Source organism: Delftia sp. GW456-R20, from assembly GCF_001622915.1.
Lineage (GTDB): Bacteria > Pseudomonadota > Gammaproteobacteria > Burkholderiales > Burkholderiaceae_C > Comamonas > Comamonas acidovorans.
This window is the reverse complement of record NZ_LWCN01000004.1, coordinates 672,774-685,543: the sequence shown is the minus strand read 5'-3', so window position 1 is coordinate 685,543 and position 12,770 is coordinate 672,774. Positions and strand designations below refer to the sequence as shown.

Here is a 12,770-nt window from a genome sequence, read left to right as displayed (position 1 = left end):
TCCCGCTTACAGCGAGGTGGCCAGCATCTGCTCGTAGTCGTCGGCGCTGGCCAGGCGCGGGTTCGTGCCGTGGCAATGGTCCTTGAGCGCGCCGCCGATCACGGCTGCAAACTGGGCGCGCTCAACGCCCATGGCCGCCAGGCCCGTGGGCAGGCCCAGGCGGGCGTTCATGTCGCGTATGGCTTCGGGAATGTCGCTGCCCGAGTCCAGGCCCATGGCGTGGGCCATGCGCTGCAGGCGCTGTTCGGCGCGCACGCTCTCTGCCTCGGCATTGAAGCGCACCACGGCGGGCAGGAACATGGCGTTCAGCGTGCCATGGTGCAGGCGCGGGTTCACGCCGCCCAGGCTGTGGCTGAGGCTGTGCACGCAGCCCAGGCCCTTCTGGAAGGCCATGGCGCCCTGCATGCTGGCGCTCATCAGCTGGCGGCGCGCCTCGGCATCCTGGCCGTTGCGCGTGGCGCGCTCGATGTGGGCCCAGCCGCGCGTGAGGCCATCGAGCGCAATGCCGTCGGCAGGCGGGTTGAAGGCCGCCGCCATGAAGGTCTCCATGCAATGGGCAATGGCGTCCATGCCCGTGGCGGCCGTCAGCATGGCGGGCAGGCCGTAGGTCAGTTCCGGGTCGCAGATGGCGGCACGGGGCACCAGGTGCCAGCTGTGAAAGCCCAGCTTGCGGTGGTCGTCCACGATGATGATGGCGCCGCGCGCCACCTCGCTGCCCGTGCCGCTGGTGGTGGGCACGGCGATCAGCGGGGCCACGCGCTCGCTGATGCGCGGCGAGCCGCCCTCGATGGTGGCGTAGTGCGATAGCGGCCCTTCGTGCGTGGCTGCAATCGCCACGCCCTTGGCGCAGTCGATGGCGCTGCCGCCGCCCACGGCGATCAGGCCGTCGCAGCGCTGCTCCTGGTAGATGGCAGCGGCCGCGCGCACGGCGGCCTCGGTGGGGTTGGAGGGCGTCTGGTCGAACACCGCATGCGGCATGCCGCCCAGCGCATCCAGCGCCTTTTGCAGCACGCCAGCGGCCTTGACGCCCTGGTCGGTGACGATCAGCGGCCGCGTGATGCCCACGCGCTCGCACTCCTGGCGCAACAGGCGCACGGCGCCGAAGTCAAACTGGATCTGGGTGACGTAGTTGATGAAGGCCATGGTCGGTGACTCGTTGCGGGCCGTTGCGGCCCATGGTGGGGATCAGGGGGAGTGCGCCGAATCTAGACCGCGCGTGCTGCACTGCAAACAAAGCAAACCCTGAGAGGGCGCTGCGGCGGTCGCGGGGGCGACAGCGCGGGCATGCGCTGCCATCGCATGGCTGCCAGGGCCTTGTGCTCGCGGCACAATGCCTGCTGCGCCGTGCCTGCCGTGCCTGGTCGGCTGCACCTGGCCGGCCGCACCTCGCCGGTCGCACCGAATTGCCTTGCCAGATAGTCGCTACCGAACCTGTCCCTGAACGTGCTCCTGAACGTGCCCCAGACTGAATCCTCCTCCCATGCCACGCCGCTGCCGGCGTCCCTGACCCACCAGATGCGCGATGTGCTGCGCCGCATGGAGCGTGCCGCGCGCACGCCCCTGCACCAGCTGGGCGCCGAGGGCGCACGTGCCGCCTACGAGGCGGGGGCCGGCGTGCTCGAAATTCCCAAGCCGGTTCTGCCGCGTGTCGAGGATCTGCAGATTCCCGCGCGCGATGGCGCCTTGCTGCCTGCGCGGCTCTATGCGCCCGTGGAGCGCAGCCAGACGCCGGCCACGGGCCTGCCCGTGCTGCTGTACCTGCACGGCGGCGGCTTCACCGTGGGCAGCGTGGCCACGCACGACGTGCTGTGCCGCCAACTGGCCCATCTGTCGGGCGCCATGGTGGTCTCGCTGGACTACCGGCGCGCGCCAGAGCACAAATTCCCCACGGCCCACAACGACGCCTGGGACGCGCTGCAGTGGCTGGCCGCGCAGGCGGCCTCGCTGGGCGCCGACCCTGCGCGCCTGGCCGTGGGCGGCGACAGCGCGGGCGGCACGCTGGCCGCGGCCTGCGCCATCCATGCGCGCGACACCGGCCTCAAGCTGGCCTTGCAACTGCTGATCTACCCGGGCACTACGGCGAACCAGGACACCGACTCGCACCGCCGCTTCGCCCACGGGCTGGTGATCGACGAGCCTGCCATCACCTGGTTCTTCGCCCAGTACCTCAACAGCCCCGCCGACGGCGAGGACTGGCGCTTTGCCCCGCTGCTGGCCCCCGATGTGGACGGCGTGGCCCCGGCCTGGATAGGCCTGGCCGAATGCGACCCGCTGGTGGATGAGGGCGTGGAATACGCCGACAAGCTGCGCATGTCCGGCGTGCCCGTGGACCTGGAGATCTATCGGGGCGTGACCCATGAATTCGTCAAGATGGGCCGCGCCATTGCCGAAGCGCGCCGTGCACATGCCGACATGGCGCGCGCCTTGAGCGACGCCTTCGCAGCCTGAAGGCCAAGACGCACCAAAACACACCAAGACACCCCAAGACAACAGGAGAGAAACACCCCCATGCAACGCCAAGATTTCCGCACGCTGCAACGCATCGAAGTGCGCTGGTCCGAAGTGGACGCCCAGAAGATCGTCTTCAACGCCCACTACCTGATGTACGCCGACGTGGCCGTCACCGACTACTGGCGCCAGCTGGGCCTGCCCTATGAATCGTCCTTCGCGGCCCTGGGCGGCGAGCTGTTCGTCAAGAAGGCCACCACCACCTACCACGCATCGGCCACGCTGGGCGACGTGCTGCATGTGGGCATACGCTGTGCCAGGCAGGGCAATACCTCGCTGCTGTTCGAGGCTGGCATCTTCCGGGGCATGGAACTGCTCAATACCGTGGAACTGGTCTATGTGTTCGCCGATGCCACCACGCGCCAGCCGCTGCCCGTGCCGCAGCAGCTGCGCGACGTGCTCACGGCCTATGAGGCCGGCCAGAGCGTGGTGCGCGTGGCATCGGGCAGCTGGAACGACCTGGGCCGCGACGCCGAGCGCCTGCGCCTGGCCGTGTTCGTGCACGAGCAGGGCGTGCCGCGCGAGATCGAGATCGACGAGTTCGACCCCGTGGCCCGCCACGCCGTGGTCTACAACGGCCTGGGCCAGCCGATCGCCACCGGCCGCCTGGTCAGCGACAGCCCCGGCGCGGGCAGGATCGGCCGCATGGCCGTGGACCGCAGCGTGCGCGGCGGCCGCTGGGGCCGCATCGTGCTGGACAGCCTGGTCGAAGCCTCCCGCCAGCGCGGCGACCGCGAAGTCGTGCTGCATGCGCAGCGCCATGCCGAGTCGTTCTACCTGCGCGCGGGCTTCACGCCGGAAGGCGAGCCCTATGAAGAGGCCGGCATCCCCCACATCACCATGAGGAAAGTGCTCACCGCCTGAGCTGCAGGCAGCTCAGGCGGTGCAAGGCTCAAATCTCAGATGTCCTCGCGCAACGCGTAGGGCAGGGGCTTGAGCTGCAGCGCCACGGCCTGTGCGGCATCGGCGCGCTGGCCTTCGCCCAGTGCGGCGTGGGCCAGCAGGGGCTGGTCGGCCGAGCTGGTCTGCATGGAGACGATGGCGTCCCAGCCGCCGCCAGGCGCCGGGGCGGCCTGGACCACGGTGCCGGTGGCCTGCTCCAGGTCCTCGGGCGTGAAGACCTCCATGCCGGTGGCCAGCGGCTGCTGTGCATGGGCAAGGTAGGCGCGGCGCTTGAGCGTGCCCCGGAACTGGCTGCGGGCCACCACCTCCTGGCCTGGGTAGCAGCCCTTCTTGAAATTCACGCCCTCCACCGATTCGTAGTTGAGCATCTGCGGCACAAAGGCATCCACCACAGGCGCCGACAGCGTGGCAATGCCGCTGGCGACTTCGCTCCAGAGCCAGTCGGCCTCGCTGAGTGCAGGGCCTTCGGGCAGGGGCGCGCCCACGGGCGCCACGCGCAGGGCGCGCGGCTGGCCGGCGGCCGGGTACAGGGCGATCAGGCTGGCGTCGCCGTCATCGGTCTTGGTCCAGGGCACGGCTGCCGGGCCCAGGGCCTGCACGGCGGCATCGCCAGCCAGCCCGTGCAGCGTGAATTCGGCCGTGGCGTCGCTGAGCTTGCACTTGGCGCGCAGCACGAACATGGACAGGCGCTTGAGCGTGGGTGCCAGCAGGCTGCGGTCGCACAGCAGCAGGATCTCGTCCTTGCTGCGCTTGAAGCCGATGAAGCTGGCCAGCATGCGGCCCTTGGCCGTGCAGAACGCCGACAGACGCGCATGCTGCAGATCCAGCAGCGCGAAGTCGTTGGTCAGCTGTCCGTGCAGGAACTGGGCGGCGTCTTCGCCGAGGGCGCGTATCACGCCGAGATGGGAAACGGAAGCAATGCCGTTCAGTAAAGGCTGGGTCATGGCTGAATTATGATCAGCCGCTCTATTGCTTGCTTGGACCGAGGTTGTGCGCTTTATCTTTCGCGCTTTGATGATGTTGCTGGTGCTGGCCGCCGTGCTGGCCGGTGCCGGCTGGTGGTGGCTGAACCAGCCGCTGCCGCTGGCCCAGCCCACGCTGGAGCTGGAGGTCGAGCCCGGCACCACGCCGCGTGGCGTGGCCCGCGAAGTGGTCAAGGCCGGCGTGCAGACCGATGCGCGGCTGCTGTACGCCTGGTTCCGCGTCTCGGGGCAGGACCGGCAGATCAAGGCCGGCAACTATGAGTTGACCACGGGCCTGACTCCCTATGTGCTGCTGCAAAAACTCGCGCGCGGCGAGGAATCGCTCAAGGCGCTGACCCTGGTGGAAGGCTGGAACTGGCGCCAGGTGCGCGCCGCCCTGGCCCGCGAGGAATTCCTGCGCCAGGAAAGCGCAGGCATGGACGACGCTGCCCTCATGCAGGCCCTGGGCCGCGCGGGCGTGGCGCCCGAGGGCCGCTTCTTCCCCGATACCTATACCTATGCCAAGGGCAGCTCCGACCTGGCCGTGCTGCGCCGCGCCCTGCACGCCATGGACCGGCGCCTGGCCGATGTCTGGGCGCTGCGCTCGGCCGACACGCCGCTCAAGACGCCCGACGAAGCGCTGGTCCTGGCCAGCATCGTCGAGAAGGAAACCGGCCGCGCGGCCGATCGCGCACAGATTGCCGGTGTCTTCAGCAACCGCCTGCGCATCGGCATGCTGCTGCAGACCGATCCCACCGTGATCTACGGCCTGGGCGAGAAATTCGACGGCAACCTGCGCCGCCGCGACCTGCAGACCGATACTCCCTGGAACACCTACACCCGCGCGGGCCTGCCGCCCACGCCCATCGCCATGCCCGGCAAGGCCGCCCTCATGGCCGCCGTGCAGCCCGGACAGACCAAGGCGCTGTACTTTGTGGCGCGTGGCGACGGCACCAGCCATTTCAGTGCCTCGCTGGACGAGCACAACCGCGCCGTGAACCGCTACCAGCGCGGCCAGCAAAAGCCCTGAGCAAAAGCCCTGAGATATTCCCCAGGGCTGCTGCGCTCTGCGCAGCGCTTGCGTATCCTCTCTTTCCATATGACCACTGCAACTCCCTCCGGCCTGTTCATCAGCTTCGAAGGCATCGATGGCGCCGGCAAGTCCTCGCACATCGCGTCGCTGGCCCAGGCTTTCCGTGACCAGGGGCGCACGGTGACGCTCACCCGCGAGCCCGGCGGCACGCCGCTGGCCGAAAAGCTGCGCGCGCTGATGCTGCACGACGCCATGGACCCGCTGACCGAGGCTCTGATCGCCTTTGCCGCGCGACGCGACCACCTGGTGCAGGTGATCGAGCCCGCGCTGGCACGCGGCGAAGTTGTGCTCTGCGACCGCTTCACCGATGCCACCTTTGCCTACCAGGGTGCGGGCCGGGGCTTCGACCTGCAGCCGCTGGCCACGCTGGAGCGCATGGTGCAGACGGGCACCGCCCCCCAGCCCGATCTGCTGCGCGAGCCCCACCTGACGCTCTGGTTCGACCTGCCCGCCGAGGTGGCCGCCGAGCGCCTGGCCTCGGCCCGTGTCCCGGACCGCTTCGAGTCCGAGCCCGGCAGCTTTTTCGCACGCGTGGCCCAGGGCTATGCGGCGCGCGCTGCCGCCGCGCCCCAGCGCTTTGCGCGCATCGACTCCAACGCCAGCCGGCATGCGGTCTGGCAGCAGATCACCCAGGTCATGGTGCGCCGGGGCTGGCTGGCCATCATGGTCGGCGGACAGGCAGGTGCGGCATGAGCGAGGCCCTGCCACAACCGGCCGAGACCGACACCGCCTGGATCGCCGGGCAACGCACGCGCCTGCTGGCCCAGCGCGGCCACGCCTGGCTGCTGCAGGGGCCTTCCGGCCTGGGCCAGTACGCGCTGTCGCTGTCGCTGGTGCGCGCCTGGCTGTGCGAGTCGCCGTCGCCCCAGGGGGCCTGCGGCCACTGCGGCAGCTGCCACGCCATCGACGTGCGCGCCCATGCCGACCTGTGCGTGCTCATGCCCGAGGTGCAGATGATGGCGCTGGGCTGGCCGCTGCCCGAGAAGGCCCAGGCCGATATCGACGACAAGAAACGCAAGCCCAGCAAGGAAATCCGTGTGGAGGCCATGCGCGACGCCGTGGAGTTCTGCCAGCGCACCAGCGCGCGCGGGCGCGGCAAGGCCGTGCTGGTCTACCCGGCCGAGCAGATGAACGCCATCACGGCCAATGCGCTGCTCAAGACGCTGGAGGAGCCGCCGGGCGATGCCCGCTTCGTGCTGGCCAGCGAGGCGGCCCACCAGCTGCTGCCCACCATCCGCAGCCGTTGCCTGACCCACACCATGGCCTGGCCCGATCAGGAAGAGGCCCTGGCTTGGCTGCAGGGGCAGGGCGTGGCCCCGGAAGCTGCCGACGTGGCGCTGCGCGCCGCAGGCGGGCGGCCCGGCGACGCGCTGGCATTGGCGCTCAGCGGTGGCGGCAAGGACATGGCCGCATGGTCCCAGTTGCCGCGCGCGCTGGCCAAGGGCGATGTGGCGGCCCTGGCCGCCTATGCTCCGCCCCATGCCGTGGAGGCCTTGCAGAAGATTTGCCACGACCTGATGGCCCTGGCCGCAGGCGCCGCGCCGCGCTACTTCACGCCGGCCGACCTGCCGTCGCGGCCGCTGGACATGGGCCTGCTGGCCGAATGGTCACGTGCCCTGGCCCAGGCTGCGCGCACGGCGGACCACCCCTTCAACGCCGGACTCATGACCGAGGCCCTGGCCGCCGAGGCCCGGCGCGTGCTCATGTCCGGCCAGCCTGCCCGCCAGCGCCGGGGATGAGGCGCGGGGAGCAGGGCGTGGCGGCAGTGCAGCAGCGCAGCTGGGTGCTTTTCGCCACATGAAAGCCCGTCCTGTTAACCTACGGCCCTGGGCCCGGTGCCGATCGCGCCGGCCGCTCACCGAACCAATGTCTGCAAACCATCCATGAGCACCGCACCCACCACACCCCGTCCCAGCGTGATGCAACTGGCGATCAAGGAAAAGGCCGCGCTGTACGCCGCCTACATTCCCATGTTCGCCGAAGGGGGCGTTTTCGTGCCCACGCAGCGTGAGTACCGTCTTGGCGATGATGTCTACGTGCTGCTGACCCTGCCCGACGAGCCGCAGCGCTACCCCGTGGCCGGCCGCGTGGCGTGGATCACGCCCGCGCGCGCCTCGGGCAACCGCACGCAGGGCATAGGCATACAGTTCCCCAAGGACGAGAAGTCCGCCGAGCTCAAGGCCAAGATCGAGAACATCCTGGGCTCGGCCCTGGCATCGGACAAGGCCACGCAGACGGTCTGAGTCCTGCGCCTGCCTCTGCCCGCATGCCGACACGGAGGAAATGCTCTCCGGTCGGCATGCCTGTTTCTGAACCACGAGATTCCATGTTTACCGATTCCCACTGCCATCTGAATTTCCCCGAGCTGCAAAGCCGCCTGCCCGAGATCCGCGAGGCCATGGCGGCCGCGCGCGTCACGCGTGCGCTGTGCATCTGCACCACGATGGAGGAATTCGGCGATGTGCACCAGCTGGCGCTGGACCACGACAATTTCTGGGCCACGGTGGGCGTGCACCCCGATACGGAACACATGACCGAGCCCAGCGTGGCCGACCTGGTCGAGCGCGCCGCCCTGGCGCGCGTGGTGGCCATCGGCGAAACGGGACTGGACTACTACGGCATGGAAGACCGCAAGGGCGGGCGCACCATTGCCGACCTGGAATGGCAGCGCGAGCGCTTTCGCGTGCACATCCGTGCGGCGCGCCAGACGCAAAAGCCCCTGGTCATCCACACGCGCAGTGCCTCTGATGACACGCTGGCCATCCTGCGCGAAGAAGGCGAGGACGGCTCGGCAGGCCAGGCCGGCGGTGTGTTCCACTGCTTCACCGAAACCATGGAGGTCGCGCGTGCGGCGCTGGACCTGGGCTACTACATCTCCATGTCAGGCATCGTCACCTTCAAGAACGCCCAGCACCTGCGCGATGTGGCCGCCTTCGTGCCGGCCGACCGCCTGCTGATCGAGACCGACAGCCCCTACCTGGCGCCCGTTCCCTATCGCGGCAAGACCAACAATCCGTCCTACGTGCCTTACGTGGCACAGCAGATTGCGCAGGTGCGCGGCATGTCCGTGGAGGACGTGGCGGCCCTGACCAGTGCCAACTTCGACCAGCTGTTCAAGGGGGTTGTCGCATGCGACTGAATGCTGCGGCCAGTGGCCGCGTGGGCATGGGCGTGGACGTGCACCGGCGCCACTGGCTGGCCCAGGCCGGCCAGGCCGTGGTGGCCCTGGCCGCAGCCAGCAGCGGGCTGGCGCATGCCAGCCAGTACGACGATTACGTGCGCGCCATCATCAGCGACAACGAGCGCGCCATGGTCAACCTGATCTTTCGCGGCTTCGACCCCAACACCCGCGACACGCGCGGCCGCCCGGGCCTGGTAGCGGCCCTGCACCAGGGCTCACTGGGCGTGTTCGACGTGCTGCTCAAATCCCCGGGCATCAAGGTCAACGAGGCCTCCCAGCAGGGCGAAACGCCGCTGATGATGGCCTGCATCAAAGGCCACCTGGACCTGGTCAAGGAACTCATACGCCGGGGCGCCGATGTCAACCGCCCCGGCTGGACGCCGCTGCACTACGCCACCTCGGCCGACCTGCCCAAGACGCTGGACATCGTCAAGCTGCTGCTGGACAACAGCGCCTACATCGACGCCGACTCGCCCAACGGCACCACGCCGCTGATGCTGGCCGCCCAATACAGCAGCGAAGCCGTGGTGGACCTGCTGATCAAGGAGGGCGCCGACGTCGTCCTTCGCAACCAGCGCGGCTTCACCGCCGCCGACTTTGCCCGGCAGGTGGACCGCCAGTACATGGTCGACAAACTCACCAAGGCCATCAAGGCCGAGCGCAAGACCCAGCCTTCGCGCGGAAGCTGGTAGCAGCAAGCCAGGCGGGTGGCACTGCCGGTGCCGCTGCTGTCCACATCAGGTTGTGTGATTCCTGCTCAATCGGGCGTACAGGCCGTCCCGCGCCAGCAGCTCGGCATGCGTTCCCTGCTCGGCAATGCGGCCGCGCTCCATCACCACCACGCGGTCGGCATGCTCGATGGTCGAGAGCCGGTGGGCGATGACCAGGGTCGTGCGGCCCTGCATCAGCCGCGTCAGCGCCTCCTGCACCAGGCGCTCGGATTCGTTGTCCAGGGCCGAGGTGGCCTCGTCCAGGATCAGGATGGGCGCATCCTTGTACAGCGCCCGTGCAATCGCCAGCCGCTGGCGCTGGCCCCCCGACAGCTGGCTGGCGTTGTGGCCCACCACCGTCTGCAGGCCGTTGGACAGGCCGCGCACATGGGAGCCCAGATTGGCGGCATCTAGCGCGGCCCACAGCTGGGCCTCGTCTTCCACCCCGCCCAGCGCCACGTTGGCGGCTATGGTGTCGTTGAACATCACCACGTCCTGGCTGACCATGGCGAACTGCTGGCGCAACGCGGCCAGATCCCATTCGGGCAGGGGCGTTCCGTCCAGCAGCAACTGGCCGCCCGTGGGCTGCAAAAAGCGTGGCAGCAGGTTCACCAGCGTGGTCTTGCCCGCGCCGGAGGGGCCGACCAGGGCCACCACCTCGCCCGGGCGCACGCGCAGGTCCACATGGCTCAGGGCCGGTGCCTTGTCCTCGCCAAACTGCACGGACACGTCGCGCAACTCGATTTCGCCGCGCGCCTTGCCGGGCACCTGCGTGCCGCCGGTCTCGTCGCCCGAGCCCTCCAGCAGATGCAGGCCCCGCTCCAGCGCCGCCACGCCACGCGTGATGGGGTTGGCCACATCGGCCAGGCGGCGGATAGGGGCAATCAGCATCAGCATGGCCGTGATGAAGGCCGCAAAGCTGCCCACCGTCACATCCTGCACATTGGCCGCAGCAGCGCCCGTGCCCCGGCTTTGCCACAGCGCAATGCAGATCACGGCCGACAGGGCGGCGGCGGCCAGCAACTGGGTCAGCGGCGTCATGGCCGCCGAGGCGATGGTGGCCTTGATGGCCAGCTTGCGCAGCTGCCCGCTCAGGCTGCCAAAGCGCTTTTGCTGGCCCTGTTGCGCGCCATGCAGACGTACCATGCGGTGGGCCAGAACGTTCTCTTCCACCACATAGGCCAGGGAATCGGTGGCCTCCTGGCTGATCTTGGTGATGCGGTACAGGCGGCGCGACAGCGTCTTCATGATCCAGGCCACGCCCGGCACCACGGCCGCCACCACCAGCGTCAGCTGCCAGTTCAGATACAGCAGGTAGCCCAGCAGCGCCACCAGCGTGAAACCGTCGCGCGAGATGCCCAGCATGGCCTGCACCAGCAGCGTGGAGCCGGTCTGCACCTCATAGACCACGGTGTTGGACAGCGATGAGGCCGACTGGCGCGAGAACAGCGCCATATCGGCCGCCAGCAGCCGCTCGAACAGGCGCTTGCGCAGCGCCAGCATGCCCTCGTTGGCAATGCGCGCCAGCGCGTACTGGCCCACGAACTGCGACAGGCCCCGCACCAGGAACACGCCGATGATGGCCAGCGGCACCGACCACAGCGGCAGCGTGCCGTCGGTGAAGCCGCTGTCCAGCAGCGGCTGCAGCAGGGCGGGGATCAATGGCTCGGTAACCGCGCCCACCAGCGTGGCAGCCACGGCCAGCGTCCAGGCCAGGCGCTGGCCACCAAAGTAGGGTGACAGGCGCTTGAGGCGCTGCGACAGGGTCAGGGTGCTGGCGAGATCAAGGGCCGCCGGTGCGGCGGACGGCGCAGGGGCCGGCGGCGGTGAGGATGGTGCTTGCATGAAGCGCGGATTTTACGGCGGGCTTGCCTGGGGCTGCCTCATGGGGAACTGATGCGGCTGCCGGGGATCGAGAAAGCCTGGGCCGACAGACCCTACAGTGCACGTTCTTACATCGTGACGCATCCAGTGTGTGTAACATTCGCACCTGTGCAAGTACCGGGGTCTTCCCGTAGATATTGATGAATGCCAATGACTATTGACCGACTCCTTTCTCCCTCCTCCCTGGCGGCCGTGCCGCGCACTTCGCGCCGAACCCTGCTGGCTGCTCTCGCCTCAACCCCCGCAATTCCCGCGCTGGCCCAGTTCCGCGTCGAAGTGACGGGCGTGGGCCTGACCCAGTTGCCCATCGCCATTGCAGCATTCAAGGGAGAAGGGCAGGCGCCCCAGAAGATCTCGGCCATCATCCAGGCTGACCTGGAGCGCAGTGGTCAATTCCGCGCCGTGGACACGGCCGGCGTCCAACTGGACGAAACCTCGCGCCCCGACGTTGCCATGTGGCGCCAAAAGAGCGCTGACTCGCTGGCCGTGGGCAGCATCACGCGCCTGGCCGATGGCCGCTACGACGTGCGCTTTCGCCTCTGGGACGTGGTCAAGGGCCAGGACCTGGGCGGCCAGGGCTTTGCCGTCACCACCGGCGACTTGCGCCTGGTGGCTCACCGCATCTCCGACTACATCTACGAAAAACTCACGGGCGAGAAGGGCGTGTTCTCCACACGCATCGCCTACGTGACCAAGGCGGGCAGCAACTACCGCCTGTGGGTGGCCGATGCCGATGGCGAGAACGCCCAGTCGGCCCTGTCCAGCCCGGAACCCATCATCTCGCCCGCCTGGTCGCCCACCGGCACGCAGCTGGCCTACGTGTCCTTCGAGTCGCGCAAGCCCGTGGTCTATGTGCACGATGTGGCCAGTGGCCGCCGCCGCCTGGTTGCCAACTTCCGGGGCTCCAACAGCGCACCGGCCTGGTCGCCTGACGGCAACTCCCTGGCCGTCACGCTCAGCCGCGATGGCGGCTCGCAGTTGTACCTGATCAGCGCCCAGGGCGGCGAGCCGCGTCGACTGATGCAAAGCAGCGGCATCGACACCGAGCCGAACTTCTCCAGCGATGGCCGCTCCATCTACTTCGTCAGCGACCGTGGCGGTGCTCCGCAGATCTACAAGGTGCCGGCCTCGGGCGGCAGTGCGGAGCGCGTCACCTTCACCGGCAACTACAACATCTCGCCCAGCGTCAGCCCTGATGGAAAGTGGCTTGCCTACGTCTCGCGCGTGGGCGGCGGCTTCAAGCTCCACGTCATGGACCTGGGCACCGGCACCGTGAATGCCATCACCGACACCACGGCCGACGAAAGCCCCAGCTTCGCCCCGAACAGCCGCCTGATCGTCTACGCCACCCTGCAGCAGGGCCGCGAGTCCCTGATGACCACCACGCTCGACGGCAAGATCAAGGCGCGGCTGGCAGGGCAGGGCGGTGACATCCGCGAGCCCGACTGGGGTCCGTTCCAGCGCCAGTGATATCCGGCTTCCCCGATTTCTTTTCAGTCAACCAGTCAACTCAGCACGAAGTCCACCCG

The 12,770-nt window shown here is 68.7% G+C and carries 12 protein-coding genes; 9 read left to right on the top strand and 3 right to left on the bottom strand.

From position 1 onward, the window contains the following. Window positions 1-6: 6 nt before the first annotated feature. Entirely contained in the window at window positions 7-1,143 is a 1,137-nt protein-coding gene (locus A4F85_RS08615) for an iron-containing alcohol dehydrogenase (RefSeq protein ID WP_012205221.1), read from the bottom strand. 300 nt (window positions 1,144-1,443) lie between these two features. Between A4F85_RS08615 and A4F85_RS08610 the strand changes: the two genes are divergently transcribed. Next, window positions 1,444-2,448, top strand: a complete 1,005-nt coding sequence (locus A4F85_RS08610; RefSeq protein WP_063326324.1) for an alpha/beta hydrolase — start codon at window positions 1,444-1,446, stop codon at window positions 2,446-2,448. A 60-nt stretch (window positions 2,449-2,508) separates the two neighbouring features. Next, complete coding sequence (locus A4F85_RS08605) at window positions 2,509-3,372, top strand: YbgC/FadM family acyl-CoA thioesterase (protein WP_063326323.1); 864 nt, start codon at window positions 2,509-2,511, stop codon at window positions 3,370-3,372. Between the two features lie 35 nt (window positions 3,373-3,407). Here the strand turns inward: A4F85_RS08605 and ygfZ are convergent, their stop codons facing one another. Beyond that, window positions 3,408-4,355, bottom strand: coding sequence for a CAF17-like 4Fe-4S cluster assembly/insertion protein YgfZ (ygfZ, locus tag A4F85_RS08600; RefSeq protein WP_063326322.1), 948 nt, complete (start codon window positions 4,353-4,355; stop codon window positions 3,408-3,410). A gap of 46 nt (window positions 4,356-4,401) precedes the next feature. Between ygfZ and mltG the strand changes: the two genes are divergently transcribed. The 6 genes from mltG to A4F85_RS08570 all read left to right on the top strand — a co-directional run bounded on the left by mltG (window position 4,402) and on the right by A4F85_RS08570 (window position 9,339). Then, the gene (gene mltG / locus A4F85_RS08595) at window positions 4,402-5,403 is read left to right on the top strand and encodes an endolytic transglycosylase MltG (protein ID WP_082848168.1); all 1,002 of its coding nucleotides are present in this window, start codon (window positions 4,402-4,404) and stop codon (window positions 5,401-5,403) included. Between the two features lie 69 nt (window positions 5,404-5,472). Beyond that, window positions 5,473-6,159, top strand: a complete 687-nt coding sequence (gene tmk, locus A4F85_RS08590; protein WP_063326320.1) for a dTMP kinase — start codon at window positions 5,473-5,475, stop codon at window positions 6,157-6,159. Continuing rightward, entirely contained in the window at window positions 6,156-7,205 is a 1,050-nt protein-coding gene (locus A4F85_RS08585; RefSeq protein WP_063326319.1) for a DNA polymerase III subunit delta', read from the top strand. Before tmk ends, A4F85_RS08585 begins: the two co-directional genes overlap by 4 nt. A 144-nt stretch (window positions 7,206-7,349) precedes the next feature. Next, on the top strand, window positions 7,350-7,709 hold the full coding sequence (locus tag A4F85_RS08580) for a PilZ domain-containing protein (protein ID WP_012205228.1): 360 nt from the start codon (window positions 7,350-7,352) through the stop codon (window positions 7,707-7,709). 83 nt (window positions 7,710-7,792) lie between these two features. After that, complete coding sequence (locus tag A4F85_RS08575) at window positions 7,793-8,605, top strand: TatD family hydrolase (protein ID WP_063326318.1); 813 nt, start codon at window positions 7,793-7,795, stop codon at window positions 8,603-8,605. Then, complete coding sequence (locus A4F85_RS08570) at window positions 8,596-9,339, top strand: ankyrin repeat domain-containing protein (RefSeq protein ID WP_063326317.1); 744 nt, start codon at window positions 8,596-8,598, stop codon at window positions 9,337-9,339. The genes A4F85_RS08575 and A4F85_RS08570 overlap by 10 nt, the downstream gene beginning before the upstream one ends. Before the next feature lie 45 nt (window positions 9,340-9,384). Here A4F85_RS08570 and msbA read toward each other — a convergent pair whose 3' ends face one another. After that, a complete protein-coding gene (msbA, locus tag A4F85_RS08565; RefSeq protein WP_063326316.1) occupies window positions 9,385-11,202 on the bottom strand; it encodes a lipid A export permease/ATP-binding protein MsbA in 1,818 nt (605 codons plus the stop codon). A 189-nt stretch (window positions 11,203-11,391) separates the two neighbouring features. Between msbA and tolB the strand changes: the two genes are divergently transcribed. Beyond that, the gene (tolB, locus tag A4F85_RS08560) at window positions 11,392-12,711 is read left to right on the top strand and encodes a Tol-Pal system beta propeller repeat protein TolB (protein WP_013802697.1); all 1,320 of its coding nucleotides are present in this window, start codon (window positions 11,392-11,394) and stop codon (window positions 12,709-12,711) included. The last annotated feature ends 59 nt before the right edge of the window (window positions 12,712-12,770 follow it).

Bases quoted from the DNA above. Each gene is read 5' to 3' on its own strand.
- A4F85_RS08615 (WP_012205221.1), bottom strand. From the start codon at position 1,143: ATGGCCTTCATCAACTACGTCACCCAGATCCAGTTTGACTTCGGCGCC.
- A4F85_RS08605 (WP_063326323.1), top strand. From the start codon at position 2,509: ATGCAACGCCAAGATTTCCGCACGCTGCAACGCATCGAAGTGCGCTGG.
- ygfZ (WP_063326322.1), bottom strand. From the start codon at position 4,355: ATGACCCAGCCTTTACTGAACGGCATTGCTTCCGTTTCCCATCTCGGC.
- tmk (WP_063326320.1), top strand. From the start codon at position 5,473: ATGACCACTGCAACTCCCTCCGGCCTGTTCATCAGCTTCGAAGGCATC.
- A4F85_RS08585 (WP_063326319.1), top strand. From the start codon at position 6,156: ATGAGCGAGGCCCTGCCACAACCGGCCGAGACCGACACCGCCTGGATC.
- A4F85_RS08580 (WP_012205228.1), top strand. From the start codon at position 7,350: ATGAGCACCGCACCCACCACACCCCGTCCCAGCGTGATGCAACTGGCG.
- A4F85_RS08575 (WP_063326318.1), top strand. From the start codon at position 7,793: ATGTTTACCGATTCCCACTGCCATCTGAATTTCCCCGAGCTGCAAAGC.
- A4F85_RS08570 (WP_063326317.1), top strand. From the start codon at position 8,596: ATGCGACTGAATGCTGCGGCCAGTGGCCGCGTGGGCATGGGCGTGGAC.
- msbA (WP_063326316.1), bottom strand. From the start codon at position 11,202: ATGCAAGCACCATCCTCACCGCCGCCGGCCCCTGCGCCGTCCGCCGCA.
- tolB (WP_013802697.1), top strand. From the start codon at position 11,392: ATGACTATTGACCGACTCCTTTCTCCCTCCTCCCTGGCGGCCGTGCCG.